At 64.1% G+C, this 20,123-nt stretch carries 14 protein-coding genes; 6 read left to right on the top strand and 8 right to left on the bottom strand.

The window, feature by feature from the left end; genetic code table 11:
* Positions 1-52 precede the first annotated feature (52 nt).
* Complete coding sequence (locus tag VRS74_RS02560) at positions 53-2,404, bottom strand: FtsK/SpoIIIE family DNA translocase (protein WP_354143674.1); 2,352 nt, start codon at positions 2,402-2,404, stop codon at positions 53-55.
* A 185-nt stretch (positions 2,405-2,589) separates the two neighbouring features.
* The gene (locus VRS74_RS02565) at positions 2,590-3,126 is read right to left on the bottom strand and encodes a thiamine phosphate synthase (RefSeq protein ID WP_354143675.1); all 537 of its coding nucleotides are present in this window, start codon (positions 3,124-3,126) and stop codon (positions 2,590-2,592) included.
* Between the two features lie 22 nt (positions 3,127-3,148).
* On the opposite strand from VRS74_RS02565, the gene VRS74_RS02570 reads away from it, so the two are divergent.
* Positions 3,149-3,820 carry a YggS family pyridoxal phosphate-dependent enzyme gene (locus VRS74_RS02570; protein WP_354143676.1) on the top strand — a complete coding sequence of 224 codons (672 nt, stop codon included), beginning with the start codon at positions 3,149-3,151 and terminating at the stop codon, positions 3,818-3,820.
* Positions 3,821-3,895: 75 nt separating this feature from the next.
* On the opposite strand, the gene VRS74_RS02575 is transcribed toward VRS74_RS02570, so the two are convergent.
* The 3 genes from VRS74_RS02575 to VRS74_RS02585 form a co-directional block, all read right to left on the bottom strand.
* Positions 3,896-6,790, bottom strand: a complete 2,895-nt coding sequence (locus VRS74_RS02575; protein ID WP_354143677.1) for a TonB-dependent receptor — start codon at positions 6,788-6,790, stop codon at positions 3,896-3,898.
* A gap of 317 nt (positions 6,791-7,107) precedes the next feature.
* Positions 7,108-9,867 carry a [protein-PII] uridylyltransferase gene (locus VRS74_RS02580; protein WP_354143678.1) on the bottom strand — a complete coding sequence of 920 codons (2,760 nt, stop codon included), beginning with the start codon at positions 9,865-9,867 and terminating at the stop codon, positions 7,108-7,110.
* Positions 9,868-9,876: 9 nt separating this feature from the next.
* Positions 9,877-11,574: a class I adenylate-forming enzyme family protein gene (locus tag VRS74_RS02585; protein ID WP_354143679.1), complete on the bottom strand. Its 1,698-nt coding sequence runs from the start codon at positions 11,572-11,574 to the stop codon at positions 9,877-9,879.
* Between the two features lie 166 nt (positions 11,575-11,740).
* On the opposite strand from VRS74_RS02585, the gene lgt reads away from it, so the two are divergent.
* Together lgt and VRS74_RS02595 are read left to right on the top strand one after the other, a co-directional pair.
* Positions 11,741-12,664 (top strand): prolipoprotein diacylglyceryl transferase, encoded by a 924-nt coding sequence (lgt, locus tag VRS74_RS02590; protein ID WP_354143680.1) that lies wholly within the window; start codon positions 11,741-11,743, stop codon positions 12,662-12,664.
* A complete protein-coding gene (locus VRS74_RS02595; RefSeq protein ID WP_354143681.1) occupies positions 12,661-13,725 on the top strand; it encodes a class I SAM-dependent methyltransferase in 1,065 nt (354 codons plus the stop codon). Before lgt ends, VRS74_RS02595 begins: the two co-directional genes overlap by 4 nt.
* Here VRS74_RS02595 and VRS74_RS02600 read toward each other — a convergent pair.
* From VRS74_RS02600 to VRS74_RS02610, 3 genes are read right to left on the bottom strand one after another with little or no spacing between them, the layout of a single operon-like run.
* Positions 13,722-15,257 carry an ABC transporter permease/substrate-binding protein gene (locus tag VRS74_RS02600; protein ID WP_354143682.1) on the bottom strand — a complete coding sequence of 512 codons (1,536 nt, stop codon included), beginning with the start codon at positions 15,255-15,257 and terminating at the stop codon, positions 13,722-13,724. The two genes, VRS74_RS02595 and VRS74_RS02600, sit on opposite strands and share 4 nt — an antisense overlap.
* Positions 15,254-16,015: an ATP-binding cassette domain-containing protein gene (locus VRS74_RS02605; protein WP_354143683.1), complete on the bottom strand. Its 762-nt coding sequence runs from the start codon at positions 16,013-16,015 to the stop codon at positions 15,254-15,256. The genes VRS74_RS02600 and VRS74_RS02605 overlap by 4 nt, the downstream gene beginning before the upstream one ends.
* Positions 16,016-16,052: 37 nt before the next feature.
* Positions 16,053-16,526 (bottom strand): hypothetical protein, encoded by a 474-nt coding sequence (locus VRS74_RS02610; RefSeq protein WP_354143684.1) that lies wholly within the window; start codon positions 16,524-16,526, stop codon positions 16,053-16,055.
* 149 nt (positions 16,527-16,675) lie between these two features.
* Between VRS74_RS02610 and VRS74_RS02615 the strand changes: the two genes are divergently transcribed.
* Genes VRS74_RS02615 through VRS74_RS02625 form a run of 3 tightly spaced genes read left to right on the top strand, consistent with a single transcriptional unit; the run spans position 16,676 to position 19,847 of the window.
* Positions 16,676-17,842, top strand: a complete 1,167-nt coding sequence (locus tag VRS74_RS02615) for an isovaleryl-CoA dehydrogenase (RefSeq protein WP_354143685.1) — start codon at positions 16,676-16,678, stop codon at positions 17,840-17,842.
* Entirely contained in the window at positions 17,839-18,243 is a 405-nt protein-coding gene (locus tag VRS74_RS02620) for a barstar family protein (RefSeq protein ID WP_354143686.1), read from the top strand. The genes VRS74_RS02615 and VRS74_RS02620 overlap by 4 nt, the downstream gene beginning before the upstream one ends.
* Positions 18,240-19,847, top strand: coding sequence for a carboxyl transferase domain-containing protein (locus VRS74_RS02625; protein ID WP_354143687.1), 1,608 nt, complete (start codon positions 18,240-18,242; stop codon positions 19,845-19,847). Before VRS74_RS02620 ends, VRS74_RS02625 begins: the two co-directional genes overlap by 4 nt.
* Positions 19,848-20,123 lie beyond the last annotated feature (276 nt).

A 20,123-nucleotide genomic window follows, 5' to 3' on the forward strand; every position in this document is an offset into this window, starting at 1 on the left:
CGCAAGAATTGAGCAAGGCGTATGGTATTCTCCGCGATGCGCAGTGGCTCGGCTAAAGCGGGTTTCCTTCACGATCGCGGTAGATTTCGCGCCGCCCGACATGGTTGGCGGGGCCTACCAGCCCTTCATCCTCCATCCGCTCGATCCATTTGGCGGCAGTGTTGTAGCCTACGCCCATCTGGCGCTGCAGCCACGAGCCGGATGCCTTCTGGTTTTCGATCACGATCTGGCAGGCCTGGCGGTACTTGCGTTCTTCTGGGTTGTCGGATGCAGTGAAGTCGTCCTCATAGGGCGAATAGCCTTCTTCGGGCTCCTCGGTCACCGCTTCGACATATTCGGGCTTGCCCTGTGCGCGCCAGAAATCGGCCACGCGCTCGACTTCGTCGTCACCCACGAAGGGACCGTGCACGCGGATCAAAGCGCCGGTGTTGGGCTTGTAGAGCATGTCACCCTTGCCCAGCAGCTGTTCGGCGCCCTGTTCGCCCAGGATGGTACGGCTGTCGATCCGGCTCGTGACCTTGAAGCTGATGCGGGTGGGCAGGTTCGCCTTGATCACGCCGGTGATGACGTCGACCGACGGGCGCTGCGTCGCCATTATCAGATGGATGCCCGCCGCCCGCGATTTCTGGCTCAGGCGCTGGATCAGCACTTCGATTTCCTTGCCGGCTGTAACCATGAGGTCGGCCAGTTCGTCGACGATCAGCACGATCTGCGGCAGCGGCTCGTAATCGAGCTGTTCTTCTTCGTAAATCTCGTCACCCGTTTCCGGATCGAACCCGGCTTGCACTCGGCGGCCCAGCGGCTTGCCCTTGGCTGCGGCGGCGGTGATCTTCTCGTTGAAGGAGTTGATGTTGCGCGAATTGACGCTGCTCATCATGCGATAGCGGCGCTCCATCTCCTCAACCGCCCATTTGAGCGCGCGCACGGACTTGTGCGGCTCGGTCACCACCGGCGAAAGCAGGTGCGGGATATCGTCATAGGTCTTGAGCTCGAGCACCTTGGGATCGATCAGTATCAGGCGGCATTCGGCAGGCGTGAAGCGATAGAGCAGGCTTAGCAGGATCGCGTTGAGCCCGACCGACTTGCCCGAACCGGTAGTGCCCGCCACCAGAAGGTGCGGCATGGCTGCAAGGTCGGCCACAATCGGTTCGCCCGCGATATCCTTGCCCAGGATGATCGGCAGATTGCCCTTGGATTCGGCAAAGGCGGCGCAGGCCGCCAGTTCCTTGAACGCAACCGTCTGCCGGTCGGCATTGGGCAGTTCGATCCCCATCACGGTTTTGCCCGGGATCGGGCTGACGCGCGCGGAGATCGCGCTCATGTTGCGCGCGATGTCTTCGGCCAGGCCCATCACGCGGCTGGCCTTGATCCCGGGCGCGGGTTCGAGCTCATACATCGTCACGACCGGGCCGGTGCGCACAGCAGTGATTTCGCCTTTCACGTTGAAATCGTCGAGCACGTTCTCGAGCAGGCGCGCATTGCGTTCGAGCGCCATCTTGTCGAGCTTGGGCGCGTTGTTGGCCGGGGCATCTGCCAGCAGGTCGAGGCTGGGCAGGTCGAAGCTCGCGAACATGTCGCGCTGCTTAGCCTTTGGCAGTACCGCCGGTTTGGGCGGAGCGGAAGGATCGCTGATCTCGGGTGCGCGGCGCGGCGCAGGTTCGGGCCGCGATCCGCTTTCAGCCTGCGCGCGCTTGCCGCTTCGCTCGCGCCTGGGTTCGGGCAGGGAATCCTCGCCCGCGATCACGCGGCGGCTGCGTTGCGGCAGCCGGTCCTGCAAGAAATCGGGCAGAGTCAGCAGATTGCGCCAGTCGATAGCGAAGACCCGCGTCAGCAGTCCGATCCCGCCGGCAAGGCTGGCGAGAGCGAGGCCTAGCGTGACCCAGCCCGATGCACCCTCGCCGAAGCGTGCGGCCACAGCCTCGATGGCCGCTGCGCCCAGCAGGCCTGCGATGCCGCCCATCTGTGCGGGCAGGGTCGAGAGCGGCCCTTCGAAAGTCAGCGACAGCACGCTCGAAAGCAGCACCATCGCCAGCAGCAGCATCGCCAGCGGCAGCCACCAGCTGGTGGGCTCGGCATCCTCTTCCTGCTCGACATCGCGCCACAATTTGCGCGCGCCGATATAGATCAGTGGCAGCAGCAGAACTGCAGTAAGGCCGAAAATGCCCAGGACCTTGTCGGCCGCCCATGCACCGCTCGCGCCCATCCAGTTGCGCACGTCCTCGCCCGAAGCGGCGGTCGAACCCGAGGGGTCGGTCTGGGTATAGCTCGCCATGGCGAGGCCGAGGAACAGCAACAGCGCAAACAGCGCGCCCGCGCCCGCCATCTGGGCGGCACGTCGCATCGAGCGGCGAAACGCCGCCCGCCAGTCGGTCGCGCCCTTCTTGCTCATAGCGCGGGTTGCCATGGTTGTTCCTCCTGATGGAACACACCATGAATCTTGCGCGAGTCCGCGTCAAGAAATCTGAGGTGACCTGTTGTGCGCCTCCTTCGGATGCAAGGCATCCGCAAGGCCGACCGGCCGCCCGCAGTGATGCGACTTTCAAGTCGCGTGAGCGAGGAAATCGCGCGCCCGGAGGGGCGTGCGGAATATCAACTCAATCCGTCGATTGCGGCCCAGCGCGGCCAGCGCAGGCGGTCGGCCGTGCCTTGGTTCATCCCGCCAAGCGCGATGACCGGCATTTGCGCCTGCGCCGCGAGCAGGCGAAAGCGCAGCGGGCCGAGGCTTTGCGCGCCTGGATGCGTGCGCGTGGGGAAGGCTGGCGACAGCATCACCGCATCGGCGCGAGCGCGGTTGGCTTCACCGATCTCGCGCAAATCGTGTGCTGTGGCGATGGTGATGAGGTCGCCGCTAGTCGGACAGAGCGCGCGCGCCGCGCCGTAGATGCCGTCGGCGCCCCATTCGCGCGCGGTGAGCGAACTGTCGGCCAGGATCAGCAGGTGCCTGCGCGCATGGCAGAGGCGACGCAGCTCGCGAAAGCGCGCCCAGCGTTCGTGATCGCCAAGGTGGTAATGGCGATAGACGAAGCCCGATCCGCGCGGCAGGCGCAGCAGTGTACCTTCCAACATTGCGTCGTTTCGCGCATCGGACAGCAGCCAGAGCGAGGGAAAGGCCTGTATCTTCGTCACGCAATCGCTATAGCGCGGCGCGATGGAAAAGGCAGATACTCCGCTCGAGGAAGTTCGTGGCAGGATCGCGCGCGCCTGCAAGCCCGCGCGGCGCGAGCCCGAGGAAATCACGCTGATCGCGGTCAGCAAGACCCATCCGGCGGAAGCGATCCTGCCGCTGCTCGAGCAGGGGCAGCGCGTTTTCGGCGAAAACCGCGTGCAGGAGGCGCAGGCCAAATGGCCCGCATTGCGCACCCGCTTTCCCGATGTCGAGTTGCACCTGATTGGCCAGCTCCAATCGAACAAGGCCGAAGATGCAGTGGCGCTGTTCGACTGTATCCACGCGCTCGACCGGCCGAGCCTCGTGAAGGCGCTGGCGAGCGCTATGAACAAGCTTGGCAAGCGCGTGCCTTGCTTCGCACAGGTCAATGTTGGCGAGGAGGAGCAGAAGGGCGGCTGTTCGATAGCGGACCTGTCCGCGCTGCTGGCGCAGTCACGCGAAGCGGGGATCCCGGTCGCCGGGCTGATGTGCATTCCCCCTGCCGGTATGGAGCCCGCGCCCTTCTTCGCGCTGCTGGCGAAGCTGGCCGCCGACAACGGCCTGCTGGGCCTCAGCATGGGCATGAGCGGGGATTATGAAACCGCTGTGATGCTGGGCGCGACCCATGTGCGCGTGGGCACGGCGCTGTTCGGCGAGCGGCCCGCGCAAACGTAGCGAAGCGGTAGCGCACAAAAACCAAAAAAGGGCGCCCCGAAGAGCGCCCTTTTCCTTTTGCGTTGATCGCGTGGATCAGAACTTCGTACGGATGCCGAGGCGGAAATTCCTGCCGATGGCATTGCCGATGAAGGGGTTGTAGCTGAGCGGCAGGTAAGCCTGGGCCGGCTCTTCGTCGGAGATATTAAGGACCGCAGCGGTCAGCTGAACATCAGCAAAGGTGACAGGCAGCGTGTAGTTCAACACAAGGTCATGCTGCATGTAGCTTCCGCTGTTCTTGCCGTAATTGCTGCCAGCTGGCACGCCCGCGATGGCGAAACACGGATCGCTCGTGCAGCGTTCGTCGAACACGCTGTCGATGTAGTTGACCGAGTAACGAGCATTGAGACCGCCCGTCGCCAGGTTGACGTAACCGTTGGCGCGCCATTCAGGCAGCGTGCCCGGATCGCGGAAGTAGTTGCCAAAACCGACTGCGTCGTAGGACGGGGTGACCAGCACGCCGTCCACGGAGAAGTCGTCGGTCTTATAGTCGAGGTTCCAGGTCGCGTTACCGCCAATCGAGATCACGCCGAAGCCGGCCTCGATGTCGTAGTTGGCGGCGAAGTCGAAACCGCGAACCTTCACGTCGGGACCGTTGACGTATTGGGTCCGCACGCGGGCGATGTCGAGGCCCGTTGTCGTGCCCTGTACGCAGGCATTGCCCGAGAAGGTAATGAGGTTGGCAAGCGAGCTGGAGCAGTTGACAGGCGAGGTTCCGTTTGTCTGACTATTGCCCACGAAGCTGGCGATCGCGTCAGCCGGAGTGATGACGATCTGGTCCTTGAAATCATAGGTCCAGAAGTCTGCGCTAAACGTAAAAGCACCCGTGTCGACGATGAAACCGATATTGTAGGTCAGCGCGGTTTCGGGATCGAGGTCGGGATTGCCGTAGATGTCGACCGACTTGTAGTTGCCGCCAGCAGCGGTCAGGCCCTGCAGGGCAGTCACGAAGTTGGGGTCGATATTGCTAGCCAGAGGCCCACGGAAAGTGGTGCCGATCGAACCGCGCAGGGTCAGCCAATCGGTGGCTTCGAACCGGACCGCGGCCTTCGGGTTGATCGTTGATCCGATCGGGCTGCCATAATCCTCGTAGCGAATGGCGGCCGAAACCTCGAGGGTGTCGAGAACCGGCAGCTGCAATTCGGTGAAGATGGCGTATACGCTTTGGTCGAGGTTCACGGGGCGCGTACCGCCGAGGAAGATGAACGGCCCCACGCCATCGGTCGGCGTGCCCACACAGCTCAGGTCGCCTTCCTTGAAGCAGGGGTTTATGTCGAGATTGGACAGGTCGTTAAGCGGCCGGCTGATGAAATTGTTCTTCCGGTACTGGGCGCCGACTGCGAAAGCGACCTCACCACCCGGCAGCTCAAGCCCTGTACCGCCCGAGAGCACAGCATCAGCAATCCACTGTTTCTCGCGCTGGAAAGTTCCGTTCGGCACCTGCATCCATGCGACAAGGTCGGTATCGTTCTCGAAGCCCGGCTGATAGTAGGGGTTGGTGATGTCCAGTGTCGGATTTGAAGGCCCGGCCAGCACGAAGGGGTTGAACCACTGGCATCCGTTCGAGCCCGGCGTCGTACCTGTACAGCCGGTACCACCCAAACCGTTCAGCGCGGCTTGGAGGCGGGAACCGACGATGCCCGGAGCATAGGCCGTACGGGCTGACCGCCAGTAGGTCCCATCGAGGTCCAAGACCAAGTTGTCGCTGACATCGAATTCGAAGCCCGTGGTGACACGCCATGCATTATTCTTGGCAAGGCCCTGGCCGGCGCCACGTTCCTCATCGCGCGGATTGCCGATGAAGCCGAAGGGCCGGTAATAAACGTTGGTTACGGCAACGACTGTGCCGTTTGCGCCGCCAGAAAGCGGAAGACCCTGCTGGGTCAGGAAGGCAGCCACGGCAGGGTTTGCCGGCGAAGTGCTGAATGCGCTGACGAAGCCTGATCCCTTCGGGCCCTGTGTCGGCGGGAAGGCGGGCGAGTAATTCAGGCTCTCGAGATCGGTCTTCGCCCAAAGTGCGCTGGCATGCCAGCGAGCAGTGTCTGACAAGTCGGCCTCTGCTTGCGCGTAAACCTGGTACCGATCCTCGTCTTCGATGATGTTATCGAATGGGATGTAGGTGAACCGGCAAACCGGTGGCGTGTTGAAACCGCCAAGCTCGTTACACCCCTTGTCCTGCGAGAGGACCGTATTGAGGCCAGTCGAACCCAGGTAGGTGACGGCAAAAAGACCGGGAGTGGCTAGCGCCGAGTAGCCTGAGGCGTTTTGATCATACGGCTGGCTCGTGTAGTCGCGTGCGGTCGTTGCAAGCTCGGACCTGTGCTGCCATCCCGCACCGATCATCACATTCACGTCGCCGAAGGATTTCCCAATAAGCGCGCTGATATTGTAGTTGCCATCCGAGTCGTCAATGAACGTGTAGTCACCGGCGACTTCGAACCCGTCGAAGTTCTTTCGGGTAATGAAGTTGGCAACGCCACCGATGGCGTCGGAGCCGTATGTCGCGGCCGCGCCGTCCTTGAGGATTTCGACCCGCTCAAGGGCGAAGAGAGGGATAAAGTTTGTATCGCTGAAACCGTCACCCGGTGCCTGGATGGTGCGCTTACCGTTGATCAGGACGAGGGTACGAGTGGCCCCCAGGCCGCGCAGGTTGATCGAGCCATTGCCTTGGAACCCTTGCGCAAATGTAGAAAACTGGTTGGTGTCCCCGAGGACAGAGCCCACCGAAGGTAGCTCCTTGATCAACTCAAGCGGCGAACTGATGCCCTTGTTTTGCAGTTCTTCCGCTGAAACCACGTCCACAGGCAAGGCAGCGTCTTCCGGCGTACCGCGAATGAGTGAACCGGTCACGATGATTTCGCGGCCTTCGCTTTCCTCACCGCTCCCGGCAGAGCCCTCATCCTGCGCAATTGCGGGGCTGGCGAATGCCATCCCGGCGATCAAGGCTGCGACGGCACAGCTGTGGTGTAGATTAAACTGGCTGATAATCCTCTCCTGCTTTGGGCGCACACTATAGCAGGCGCCACACCCTCTACCCTACAAGTAAGTTTGAAAGGGCCCCAATTTCAAGGGAGGCGGACCCTGGATTGCCGATGCACGGCCAATTGCTTTCAAAAAGCATCCATATTTCCCAAGCTGGCAAGGAAATTTCATAGTAGAAAAATGGTGACCCAGATAGGCCGCGGGGCTCTCCTCACATTTCCTGGCCAATCCAATGGAGTTTTAACCGGCGTCCCAGCAAGTTGGATTCACGCTTCTTCGAGCTGCCGCTGGCGCCTATCGCTTCCCGCATCGAGCAGGCGTGCCTCTATCTCTGCCAGCCGCACCGCGGCGGTCACCTTGTCGCCCGTCAGGTCGGTAACATAGAAGGTATCTGCAGCGCGTTCGCCATAGGCGGTGATGTGCGCGGACTGGACCACGAGATTGCTCTCGAACAGCGCCCGCGCGAGGCGGTTGAGCAGCGCCGGACGATCGCGCGCATTGACTTCGATCACGGTGAAGCGGTTCGATGCGTTGTTGTCAAAGGTGACGCGAGGCGCCACGTCGAAAGCACCTGCCCGCGTGTGCGGTAGCGGTCTTGCCGCCAGCTTGGGCACCAGTTCGATCCGGTTCGCCAGCGCGTCGGCGATCGACTTCTTCAGCCGCTCGATTTGCTGGCCTTCGCGGAACGGCTTGCCCAGCGGGTCCTGCACCAGGAAATTGTCGACCGCCCAGCCACTGCGTGCGGTGTGGATGCGCGCGTCGATGATATTCGCGCCGGCCAGCGCAATTCCGCCTGCGATGCGATAGAACAGGCCGGGGTGGTCGGCCGCGATCACGCTCACCAGGGTAGCGCCGCGTTCCTCGTCGAACTCGCAATGGATCGAGAGATGCTCTTCGATCTCCCTTGCGACTTCATATTGGACGAGATTGCGCGCGATCACGTCTTCGGGTTCGGCAATCCAGTAGGAATCGTCGAGCAATTTGCCGACCTGCGCCACCAGTGGAGCCCTCGAACCCAGCCGTTCCGCCACCGCTTCGCGCTTGGCGGCGACCCGCTGCTCGCGGCCGTGGCGCATATGGCCAAGGCGCAGGCGCTCCTGTGCGGCGTCATAAAGCTCGCCCAGAAGCTGGCCTTTCCAGCTGTTCCATGTGCCGGGGCCGACCGCGCGGATATCGACGGCAGTCAGGATCATCAAATTGCGCAAGCGTTCCAGGCTCTGCACCTGGCTCACGAAATCCTCGATCGTCTTGGGATCGGTGAGGTCGCGCTTGAACGCGGTCGCGCTCATCAGCAGGTGCTGGCGCACCAGCCAGGCGACCAGGTCGGTCTCGTTATCATTGAGGCCGAAGCGCGGGCACAATTCATGGGCAACCTCGGCGCCGAGCACCGAATGGTCGCCGCCGCGGCCCTTGGCGATGTCATGCAGCAGCACCGCGACGTAGATCGCGCGGCGCGAATTGACGCGATGGATCAGCCGGGTCGAGCGCGGGTGGTCGGACACCAGCTCGCCCTTCTCGATGCGGTTGAGCAGGCCGATCGCGCGGATGGTGTGCTCGTCGACCGTATAGTGGTGGTACATGTCAAACTGCATCTGCGCATTGACGCGCCCGAAATCGGGCACGAAGCGGCCGAACACGCCGGCATCGTTCATCCAGCGCAGCACTGTTTCGGGATCGTTGCGGCCCGCCAGCAGATCAAGGAACAGCGCATTGGCGCGCGCGTCTTCGCGCACGTCGGACTTGATCAGCGCGCTGTCGCGGTCAGCCAGGCGCATGGTTTCGGGGTGGATCTCGAGGCTGTTGGCCTCGGCCAGCTGGAAGACTTCGATCAACCGCACCGGGTCCTTGCGGAACCAGTCGTCCGACGGTGCCGCGATCTTGCCGGCAAATACGCGATAGCCCTTGAGCATGCGCGATTTCTGGCTCCATCCAGCGAAGAAGCCGGTGCGCGCGCGCTTGTTGGCAAACTCGTCATCGAGATGCGACAGGAACACGCCGGTCAGGCTGCCGACGCGCCGCGCCTGCAGGAAATAGAACTGCATGAAGCGCTCGACCGCGCTCTTGCCCGGGCGGTCGGCGAAATTCATCCGCGCGGCGACTTCGCGCTGGAGGTCGAAGGTCAGCCGGTCCTCCGCCCTGCCTGTGATGATGTGCATGTGGCAGCGCACGGCCAGCAGGAAGCCTTCGGCGCGGCGAAAGCTGCGATATTCGGCCCTGGTGAACAGGCCCACGTCGACCAGTTCGGCCGCGCTGCGAACGCGGTGCATGTATTTGCCGATCCAGTAGAGCGTCTGCAGGTCGCGCAAGCCGCCCTTGCCGTCCTTCACATTGGGTTCGACCACATAGCGGCTGTCGCCCATCCGCTTGTGCCGCTGGTTCCGCTCTTCGAGCTTTTGGGTGAGGAATTGCCGCTCGCTGCCCTTGGCGACTTCCGCCCAGAAGCGGCGGCTCGTTTCATCGTAAAGCGCGCGGTCGCCCCAGATGAAGCGCCCTTCAAGCAGCGCGGTGCGGATCGTCAGGTCTTCGCGCGCCATGCGCATGGTGTCGTCGACCGTGCGGCTCGAATGGCCGACCTTCAGGCCGAGGTCCCAAAGGTAATAAAGCATCGCTTCGATCACCTGTTCGCACCACGGCGCGCGCCGGGTGGGGGTGATGAAGGCGATATCGACATCCGAATGCGGCGCCATCTCGGCGCGGCCATAACCGCCCACCGCGATCAACGTGAGCCGTTCGGCGCTGCTGCGGTTGGCCACGGGATAGACATGCTCGGTGACATGGTCATGCACCACGCGCACCAATTGGTCGATCAGGAAGGCCTGCGCGCCGGTGCATTCATGCCCGGCGGATGGTTTCTCCGTCAGCCGCCGGGCAATTTCCGCGCGGCCATTTTCCAGCGCCTCGCGCAGCAGTTGCACGATCTGCCCGCGCGCCTTCTCGCCCTGATCCTCGACCAGCGCGTGGATCGCGTCGGCGAGCGCGCGCCGGTCGATCACCGCGCGCTGGTTGGGGACATTGAGCGATTTCAAGCGAGGCCTCTAGGCTGGCAGGAGGTCGCCGGCGAACATCTTGCGCACAGTGCGCTTGTCGATCTTCTGTGTGCCGAGCCGCGGCAAGGCCTTGTCCGACACCCAGATGTGCTCGGGCAGCGGCACCTTGAACGGCGCGATGTGCGACAGCAGGAATTCGCGCAGTTCGCCCGGGCTCAGGCTCTGGCCCGGCTTGAGGTAGAACACCGCTGCGGGCACTTCGCCCATTCGGTCGTCGGGCAGGCCGAACACCGAACATTCGGCAATCGCGTCATGCGCGTAGACCGCTTCCTCAACTTCGAGGCAGGTGATGTTCTCGCCGCCGCGGATGATGATGTCCTTCTTGCGGTCGACGATATAGACATAGCCGTCCTCGTCGAGCTTCCCGAGGTCGCCGGTGCGGAAATACATGTCCTTGGTATAGGCCGCCTTCGTGGCTTCCTCATTGTTCCAATAGCCCATGAAATTGCACACCGAGCGGATCGAGATTTCGCCCACCTGGCCCTGCGGCAGCTTGTTGCCGGCATCGTCCAGGATCGCGAGATCGACCAGCGGGCGGCTCGGCTTGCCGGTGCTCGAAGGCTTGGCAAGGTAATTCTCGTTGAAATTGCCGCAGCCAACGCCGTTGGTTTCCGTGAGGCCATAGCCCATCAACGGGAAGCCATCGGGGAAGGCGTCGCGGATCTTGCCGACATGCTCGACCGGGCGCGGCGCCCCGCCGGCGGCAAAGCCGGTGCATGAGCTGAGATCGTATTTCGCACGATCGGGATGGGTCGCGATCTCATAGCTCATCAGCGGCACGCCCGCGAAATAGCTGACCTTTTCCTTTTCCATCAGGCGCAGCGCTTCGCCCGCATCCCAGCGCGGCATCAGCACCAGTTTGCGGCCGAGCGCGAAGCTCTGCAGGAATACCGGCACTTCGCCAGTCACGTGGAACAGCGGCACTGCCACCAGCGCACAGGCCTGCGAAGTCGGAGCCTTGCCGCCGGAATCGAGGTAGTTGAAGGCCATCAGCGACTGCATCGCATAGCTCAGCGCGCCGCTCACGACGCCGCGATGGTCCGACCATGCACCCTTCGACTTGCCGGTCGAGCCGGAGGTGTAAAGGATGGTGGCGTAATCGTCGGGGCCGACTTCGGGGAAGCGCGCGGTGGCGGGATCGCCCCACAATTCGCTCAGCCCGTTCGACGGCGGGCCGTCATGCCCGAACAGCACGATCCGCGCGCCATGGGCCTGCCCGTCGAGCCGCTGGGCGCGCTGGGCGTCGGCAAGCAGCAGGCGGCAGCCGACCAGTTCGATCTGCTCGGCCAGTTCCTCGCCGCTCGAAAAGCCGTTGAGCAGCGTGGCGCAGCCGCCCGCCACGAGGATGCCCATATAGGCGATGATCCAGTTGGCGGAGTTGCGCGCAGCGATGCCCACGCGGTCGCCCTTGGCGACGCCATGATCGGCGATCAGGCCCGCGGCGACGCGCTGCGCGGCATCCCACGCTTCGGCAAAGCTGATGCGGGTCTCGCCATCGATCAGGAAAGGCTGGTCGCCGTGCTGGCTGCAGTAATGCGCGAAGTAATGCACCAGGCTCGGCGGGGCATTCTTGAGCATGGGCATTTCGACGCCTCCGCGTGTCACCGAAACAAGCTCGGCGGGGGCGCCGGGCGCGGTCAGCGTGTCCATGATTGCATCAAGTGTCTTGTCGAGCTCTGTAGGCATTAAAATCCTCTCCTCTTGGTCCCAGGTTGTTTCCCGGCCGCGTCCTTGGCCTGCTGGCGGGCCTAATCCCCGCCGAACAGGCTTTCCCCCAAACCTCGGCTGTGCCAAAAGCCCGTCCGAACGCTATGCCGGACCGGCAGGCCCCATCTATATAGAGGTTCGCTTCGTGCTGTCACTACTCGCCGCTTCGGGGATCGCCGCCAGCGGCGCTGCCGATCCGATCTACTGGAAAGACCTTGGGCTGGTCGAGGGAATCGACCTCGGTTTCTTCACGCTGCGGTTCTATTCGCTGGCCTATCTTGGCGGGATCCTGTTCGCCTATTGGCACCTGACCAAGATGATCAAGGCGCCCGGCGCGCCGATGGCGCATCGGCATGTCGATGACTTGTTTTTCTATTGCACGCTGGGCGTGATCCTGGGCGGGCGGCTGGGCTATGCCGCTTTCTATCGCCCCGAATTGTTCACCAGCTTCAGCGGCAACGGCTTCGTCACCTGGGAATTGCTGCGGCTGTGGGACGGGGGGATGAGCTTTCACGGCGGAGTGATCGGCGTGCTGGTCGCGATCGCCTGGGTCAGCCTGCGGGGCAAGCTGAATTTCCTGCGCATTGCCGACTATGTGGCGGTCAACGTGCCGATGGGAATGCTGCTTGGGCGGCTCGCCAATTTCAACAATGGCGAGCTGTGGGGCCGCGCCACCGACGTGCCCTGGGGCATGGTGTTCTGCGACCTGCCCAGCCTGCCTGGCGAATGCCAGACGACCTTTGCCGTGCGCCATCCCAGCCAACTCTACCAGGCCGGGCTCGAAGGTCTGGTGCTGCTCGTGATCCTGCTGGTGCTGTTCTGGAAAACCGGTGCGCGCTATCGCCCGGGACTGATGGTGGGCGTTTTCACCATCGGGATTGGTGCAGCGCGTTTTGTTAACGAATTCTTCCGCGATCCCGATGCACATCTGGCGCAATTCGCTGCAACAACCGGACTTTCGATGGGGCAATGGCTCACAATACCGCTAATTCTGCTTGGATTGATTGTAACGCTTTACGCGATAAGTCGCGGGCCGATCGGGAGCGGCGGGAGCAAGCCGGCGGCATGAACGACAACCCGCCAGCCAGCCTGGCGGACACGTTCCGGCGGCTGATCCGCGAAACCGGGCCGATCAGCCTGGCCCAGTATATGGGCGAGAGCAACGCGCGCTATTACACCAGCCGCGACCCGCTGGGCGAAGACGGCGACTTCATCACGGCGCCCGAAGTGAGCCAGGTTTTCGGCGAACTGATCGGGCTGTGGCTGGCCGATATCTGGGTGCGCGCCGGGCGACCCGATCCGGTCCATTACGTTGAACTGGGGCCGGGCCGCGGCACGCTCGCTTCCGACGCGCTGCGCGCCGCCGCGCGCTATGGGCTGGTGCCGCAAGTCCACTTCGTCGAAGGATCGGAGGCGCTGCGCCAGGTCCAGCGCGGTACGATCTGCGGCGTGCAGCACCATCTCGACCTCACCAGCCTGCCCGACGACGGGCCGCTACTGATCGTCGCCAACGAATTCTTCGACGCGCTGCCAGTGCGCCAGTTGGTGCGTTCGGCAGAGGGCTGGTGCGAGCGCATGGTCGGGCTCGATGAGGACCGGCTGGTGTTCGTGTCGGGCGGCAAGCCGATGGATGCGGCGGTGCCCGAAAGCTGGCGGCAGGCGAGCCAGGGCACGGTGATCGAAACCAGCCCGGCTTCGGCGGCGGTGATGAGCGAACTGGCTGACCGGCTGGTGGCGCAAGGCGGCGCGGCGGTGGTGATCGATTACGGCCCGCGCGAAACTCGCGCCGGGTCTACGCTGCAGGCGATCAAGGCGCATAAGAAGGTCGATGTGTTCTCCGCGCCGGGCGAGATGGACCTCACCGCGCATGTCGATTTCGAAACGCTGGCAAAGGTTGCGAAGCGGCAAGGCGCGCAATTGCTGGGCGTGACGATGCAGGGCGAATGGCTCACCGCGCTGGGGATCGACATGCGGATGGAGGCATTGCGCCGCCGCGCGCCCGACCAGGCCGACAAACTCAAGCGGCAGCAGGACCGGCTGACCGGCGAAAGCCAGATGGGCCTGCTGTTCAAGGTGATGGGGATTTCGGCGCCCGGCTGGCCAGCCGAAGCGCCCGGCTTCGGCAACTAGAGCCCCGCGCGCCTCGTAAGCAATCGCGCCGCTCCGTCGGGCGTCAGCTTGTCCGCATCGCGGTCGACCGCGTAATTGGCCTCGCGCATCGCATCGACGGTGATCGCGCCAACCAGTGGGTGGAGCGCCGCGAGCATTGCCTCGTCGCCCGCGCGCTTCGGGCTTACCAGCAGGATCGCATCGTAATTGGGAAAGGCACCGCGCGGATCGGCCAGCACCCGCAGCCGGTCGGCCGCGATGCGTCCGTCCGAGGTATAGGCGCCGATCACGTCGGCCTCGCCCGACTGCAGTGCGTTATACATGAAGGTGGGCGAGAAATTACGCTGGCGGGCAAAACGCAGTCCATAGGCGTCGCGCACAGAGGCCCATTCGGGCCGCTCGAAGAATTCGGGATCGCCGCCCACGACCAGCTGCGGGGCTACCCGCGCAAGATCGGCCAGGTCGGTTACGCCGAGCGCGGCGGCACGGTCTCCGCGCATGGCGAAGGCATAGGCGTTCTCGAAACCGAGCCGCCCAAGCACGCGGATGCCGCTGGTGGAGGCTTCCCATTGCTCGATCTCTGCCAGCATCGCATCGCGCGGCGGGTTGTCGCTGCGTTTCATCTGGTTGGTCCAGATCGTCCCGGTGTAATCGACCAGCAGGTCGATATCGCCGCTCGCCACTGCGCTATGCGCCACTGCCGAGCCGAGGCCGTCACGATATTCGACATCGTACCCGGCCGCTTCCAACCGTTGCCCGATCAGCCGGGCGAGCACATATTGTTCCGAGAAGCCCTTGGCGCCGATCAGCACGCGGTCGCGCTCGCCCCCGCCGAACTGCACCGCCAGCGCAGCGGCTATGCCCAGTGCGACCGCCACCACCCCGGCGATGGCGAGCCGGGGCCTGCGCTCCGCCAGCCCGCGCTCGACCAGCCCCAGCAGCGCATCGGCCACCAGCGCGAGCGCGGCGGAAGCGAGGCAGCCCGCCAGCACCAGCGCCCAGTTCTGCGTCTGCAGCCCGGCGAAGATCGGATCGCCAAGGCTGGGCTGGCCGATCGTGGTCGCGAGCGTTGCCGCGCCGATGGTCCACACCGCGGCGGTGCGGATCCCGGCCATGACGAAGGGCGCGGCAAGCGGTGCTTCGACCAGCCGCAGCTTCTGCCACCGCGTCATCCCCACCGCATCGGCGGCTTCGAGCAGGCCGGGGTCGAGATTGGCCTGCGCGGTCACGCTGTTGCGCAGGATCGGCAGCAGCGCATAGAGCCCCAGCGCGAGCAGCGCGGGCAGGAAGCCGAGCGTCGGCAATCCCTCACCGAACACCGCACGCAGGCTTAGCAGGATCGGGAAGAACAGCGCGAGCAGCGCCAGCGCGGGGACGGTCTGCACCAGGCTGGCGAAGCCGAGCGCGACGCGCGCCACCGCTTGCGACCGGCTCGCCCACACTGCCAGCGGCAGCGCCACGGCGATCCCCAGCGCCAGCGCCGATGCCGACAGCAGCACATGCGCGGCGAGCTGCGGCACAAGGCCGGCGAGCGCAACGCCAACCCCGTTCATGGTGCCTCTCCTTCGCGTTCCATTGCGGCAAGCCGTTCGGCCTGTTCGCGCGGGACCGCGACCAGCCCTTGCGCCGCATCACCGCCCTTGCCCGCGAGCAGGCTGGCGGGGATCTCGTCGGCGACGATCCGCCCGGCCTCCATCACCAGCACGCGGTCGGCCAGCAGCAGCGCTTCGGCCATGTCATGCGTGACCATCACCGTTGTCAGGCCCAGCCGGTCATGCAGGGCGCGCACGCGCCGCCCCAGCGCGTCGCGCGTGACCGGGTCGAGCGCACCGAAGGGTTCGTCCATCAGCAGCAAGCGCGGGCCGTTGGCCAGAGCGCGCGCCACGCCGACCCGCTGGCGTTGCCCGCCCGAAAGTTCGTGCGGCATGCGCGCGGCGAGCGCCGGTTCGAGTTCGACCAGTTCGAGCAGCTCTCCGATGCGCCCGCTTGGCAGTTTGTCACCGCCGAGCCGCGGCCCGATCGCGATGTTTTCCGCCACGCTCATATGTGGGAACAGGCCGATCGACTGGAATACATATCCGATCCGCCGTCGGTGCGCGGGCGGGTCGAGCGTGGCGACGTCCTCGCCCTGCACCAGCACGCGCCCGCTACTAGGAGCCTCGATCGCATTGACCAGCTTGAGCAGGGTCGACTTGCCCGAACCAGAGGCGCCGACCAAGGCCACGAAGCTGCCTTGCGCGATCGCAAGACCGACGCGGTCCACGGCGGTCACGTCGCCGAACCGCCGCGTCGCCGCTTCGAACGCGATCATCGGCGATGCGCGGCTATCGTCGGGCGTGGGAATCAGGTCAGCCCTCGGCCTCGTCCAGCGCGGCGATATAGGTCACCTGCTGCAATTCGACTTCGCGCCCGGCGTCGCTGGTCACGCGCATGGTGCCTTCATCGCTTTCCTTGCCGAGCGTCCAGCAGGCTCCGGAGCGGGTCTCGTCCTCAGGGGTGAAGCACAGCCTGCCATCGGCGAGCCGCTCCCATGTCCCTTCCTGCCACGGATCGCCGTTCTTGAGATCGCGATAGCGCCCGTCGGGATCGAGGAAAGTGGTGTAGATCGCGCCTTCCTCGCCGGTCACGCGCCATGCGGTATTGGCCATCGCGATATCGGCGGTGCTTGGCTTGGGTACAGGGGTTTCGGCAGCGCCCACCGCATCGGCTACGGCTTCCTCCGCAGGCGAAGGCGAAGCCGCCGCTTCATTGCCGGCTGTATCTTGCGGCGGGTTGCAGCCGGCCAGCAGCAAGATGCAGGCGAACAGCGGAATATGGCGCATGGTTCGGCTCCCGGAATGGATGTGCACGCCACCCTAGGCTGCCCGGGCGGCGGGGCCAAGCCTCGGCACAAGCATGGCGATTTCATCTGCAACCGGTTTGCGCTCGCAGTGCGCGCTGTTATGGGCGGAAGTGAGGAGAAGAATAGCAAATGCGCGCCACCCCCGATTTCGATTTCCAGCTCGGCGAGAGTGCCGAGATGATCCACGAGACCGTTGGCCGATTCGCCGACGAGCAGATTGCGCCGCTCGCCGAAAAGACCGACCGCGACGACTGGTTCCCGCGTGAACTCTGGCCCGCCATGGGCGAGCTGGGCCTGCATGGCATCACCGTGGAAGAGGAATGGGGCGGGCTGGGCCTGGGCTATCTCGAACACGTTATAGCGGTTGAGGAAGTGAGCCGGGCAAGCGCGTCGGTCGGGCTTTCCTACGGCGCGCATTCGAACCTCTGCGTCAACCAGATCCGCCGCTGGGGCAATGACGAGCAGAAGGCCAAATATCTCCCCAAGCTGGTCAGCGGCGAACATGTCGGCTCGCTCGCCATGTCCGAAGCCAGCGCCGGGTCGGACGTGGTCTCGATGAAGCTCAAGGCCGAGCAAGTGCAGGGCGGCTACGTGCTCAACGGCACCAAGTTCTGGATCACCAACGCCACCTATGCCGATACGCTGGTGGTCTATGCCAAGACCGACGGCCACGCCGGGTCACGCGGGATCACCGCCTTCCTGATTGAGAAGGACATGCCGGGCTTCAGCATCGGGCAGAAGATCGACAAGATGGGGATGCGCGGCAGCCCCACCGCCGAACTGGTGTTCGACGATTGCGAAGTGCCCGAAGAGAACGTGATGGGCCCGCTCAACGGCGGGGTCGGCGTGCTGATGAGCGGGCTCGACTACGAGCGCGTGGTGCTCGCCGGGCTGCAGCTCGGCATCATGCAGGCCTGCCTCGATTGCGTGATCCCCTACGTCCGCGAGCGCAAGCAGTTCGGCAAGCCGATCGGCGCGTTCCAGCTGATTCAGGCCAAGGTGGCGGACATGTATGTCGCGCTGCAAGCGGCCCGCGCCTATACCTATGCCGTGGCCAAGGCCTGCGATGCGGGCCAGACGACGCGCTTCGATGCGGCGGGCGCAATCCTGCTCGCCAGCGAAAATGCGTTCAAGGTCGCCGCCGAAAGCGTGCAGGCGCTGGGCGGCGCGGGCTATACCAAGGACTGGCCGGTCGAACGCTATATGCGCGACGCGAAGCTGCTCGATATCGGCGCGGGCACGAACGAGATCCGGCGGATGTTGATCGGGCGCGAATTGATCGGAGCGGCGGGGTGAGGACCGATACAGACCCGTTTACGATTGAGCTCGATGGAGCAAAGCTTCAGTCGAAGGCCGACTTCTTTCGCGAACTGAGCGCTGCGGTCGATATAGAGCTAGTCAACAACCTCGATGCCTTGGATGAGGACTTAGTTTCAGAGATACCTCTACGCTGCGGACCTTACCGCATCATCTGGCATAACGCTGACAAGTCCGATTGGAGCGGGTTTTCGGAGATAACGAAAATCTTGGGTTTGCTCACGTTTCAGCAGCAGCGCCACTCTGATCGTTTTGTTGAGCTTAAGCTACAATTCGAGCCCGATCCCCATGAGGATACATGGTCTTATCCCGAAATGTATTCCGCACCCTTTTACGCAGCCGAGCGCGCGCGCCGATCCGGCAAGGCTGAGCAAGCATGACCGCACCCATTCTCACCACGAAGCTCGACCGTGAAAGCCCCGAGGCAAAGGCGCGGTTTGCGCATAACAAGGCACTGGCCGACGAGCTGCGCGCGCGTGTAGCCGAAGCCGCGCTCGGCGGGCCGGAGAAGCATCGTGAGCGGCATGTCAGCCGCGGCAAGCTGCTGCCGCGCGAGCGGGTCGAGCGGCTGCTTGATCCGGGCTCACCCTTCCTCGAGGTGGGCCAGCTCGCCGCGAACGGCATGTATGAAGGCGACGTCAACGGCGCTTCGATGATCGCGGGGATCGGCCGCGTTTCGGGCCGTCAGGTGATGATCGTGTGCAACGATGCCACCGTGAAGGGCGGCACCTACTATCCGATGACGGTCAAGAAGCACCTGCGTGCGCAAGAGATCGCGCAGGAAAACCGCCTGCCGTGCATCTATCTCGTCGATAGCGGCGGGGCGAATTTGCCGCACCAGGCCGAAGTCTTCCCCGATCGCGACCATTTCGGGCGCATCTTCTTCAACCAGGCGAACATGAGCGCGCTCGGCATCCCGCAGATCGCCTGCGTGATGGGCAGCTGCACCGCGGGCGGCGCTTATGTCCCGGCCATGTCGGACGAGACGGTGATCGTGCGCGAGCAGGGCACGATCTTCCTTGCCGGGCCGCCGCTGGTGAAGGCCGCGACCGGCGAAGAGGTCAGCGCCGAGGACCTTGGCGGGGGCGACCTTCATGCCCGCAAGAGCGGCGTGGTCGATCACCTGGCTGAGAATGACGAGCATGCGCTCACCATTGTGCGCGATATCTTCAGCCATTTGGGTGCAAACACCGGCGCGGCGAAGGATGTGGAGCTGCGCGATCCGCGCCCGCCCAGGTTCGACGCCCAAGACCTCTACGCTCTCATCCCCGAGGATGTCCGCGCACCCTATTACGTCCACGAAGTGATCGCGCGCATCGTCGACGGCAGCGAGTTCCATGAGTTCAAGCAGCATTACGGCTCCACGCTCGTCTGCGGCTTTGCGCATATCTGGGGCATGCCGGTGGCGATCCTCGCCAACAATGGCGTGCTGTTTTCCGAAAGCGCGCAGAAGGGTGCGCATTTCATTGAGCTGGCCTGCCAGCGCCGCATCCCGCTGCTGTTCCTGCAGAATATCTCGGGCTTCATGGTCGGTGGGAAATATGAGGCAGAAGGCATTGCCAAACACGGCGCCAAGCTCGTCACCGCAGTCGCCACCGCCACCGTGCCCAAAGTCACCGTGGTGATCGGCGGCAGCTTTGGCGCGGGCAATTACGGCATGTGCGGCCGCGCCTACCAGCCACGCTTCCTCTTCACCTGGCCCAATGCGCGCATCTCGGTGATGGGCGGCGAGCAGGCGGCATCGGTGCTCGCGACTGTCCACCGCGACGCCGACAAATGGGACGAGCGCGAGACCGAGGCCTTCAAGGCACCGATCCGCCAGAAATACGAGGACGAAGGCAATCCCTATTACGCCACGGCGCGGATGTGGGACGATGGCGTGATCGACCCGGTCCAGACCCGCGACGTCCTTGGCCTCGCATTCGCCGCGACGCTCGAAGCGCAGATCGCAGAACGACCGCAATTCGGCGTTTTCCGCATGTAAGACGAGGGCGATCTTCCGACGTACTGCTACGCCGGAAGGGATTTCGCTTGCCTTCCCATGAAGATATTTCGGGAGCGGGAGGAGGCCAGTCCCGGGCATTCCATCGCCGAGCCCTGGGTCGCACCAAAAAGGGCTAGCCGGGTTCTATCGCTACCCGGACCTTCACCTTGCCACCCCTGATGAAGGTGCCTCCTCCTAATATTCGTCGGGCCTGCGACTCGACCAAGGAGGCCCGCTCTTGAACTTGGATCCGCGCGTCTTGTGCTGCACCATCTG

Origin of the sequence: Altererythrobacter litoralis (genome assembly GCF_036324225.1) — a bacterium.
GTDB classification, from domain to species: domain Bacteria; phylum Pseudomonadota; class Alphaproteobacteria; order Sphingomonadales; family Sphingomonadaceae; genus Erythrobacter; species Erythrobacter litoralis_A.

Bases quoted from the DNA above. Each gene is read 5' to 3' on its own strand.
- VRS74_RS02560 (WP_354143674.1), bottom strand. From the start codon at position 2,404: ATGGCAACCCGCGCTATGAGCAAGAAGGGCGCGACCGACTGGCGGGCG.
- VRS74_RS02570 (WP_354143676.1), top strand. From the start codon at position 3,149: ATGGAAAAGGCAGATACTCCGCTCGAGGAAGTTCGTGGCAGGATCGCG.
- VRS74_RS02575 (WP_354143677.1), bottom strand. From the start codon at position 6,790: ATGGCATTCGCCAGCCCCGCAATTGCGCAGGATGAGGGCTCTGCCGGG.
- VRS74_RS02585 (WP_354143679.1), bottom strand. From the start codon at position 11,574: ATGCCTACAGAGCTCGACAAGACACTTGATGCAATCATGGACACGCTG.
- VRS74_RS02595 (WP_354143681.1), top strand. From the start codon at position 12,661: ATGAACGACAACCCGCCAGCCAGCCTGGCGGACACGTTCCGGCGGCTG.
- VRS74_RS02600 (WP_354143682.1), bottom strand. From the start codon at position 15,257: ATGAACGGGGTTGGCGTTGCGCTCGCCGGCCTTGTGCCGCAGCTCGCC.
- VRS74_RS02605 (WP_354143683.1), bottom strand. From the start codon at position 16,015: ATGATCGCGTTCGAAGCGGCGACGCGGCGGTTCGGCGACGTGACCGCC.
- VRS74_RS02610 (WP_354143684.1), bottom strand. From the start codon at position 16,526: ATGCGCCATATTCCGCTGTTCGCCTGCATCTTGCTGCTGGCCGGCTGC.
- VRS74_RS02615 (WP_354143685.1), top strand. From the start codon at position 16,676: ATGCGCGCCACCCCCGATTTCGATTTCCAGCTCGGCGAGAGTGCCGAG.
- VRS74_RS02625 (WP_354143687.1), top strand. From the start codon at position 18,240: ATGACCGCACCCATTCTCACCACGAAGCTCGACCGTGAAAGCCCCGAG.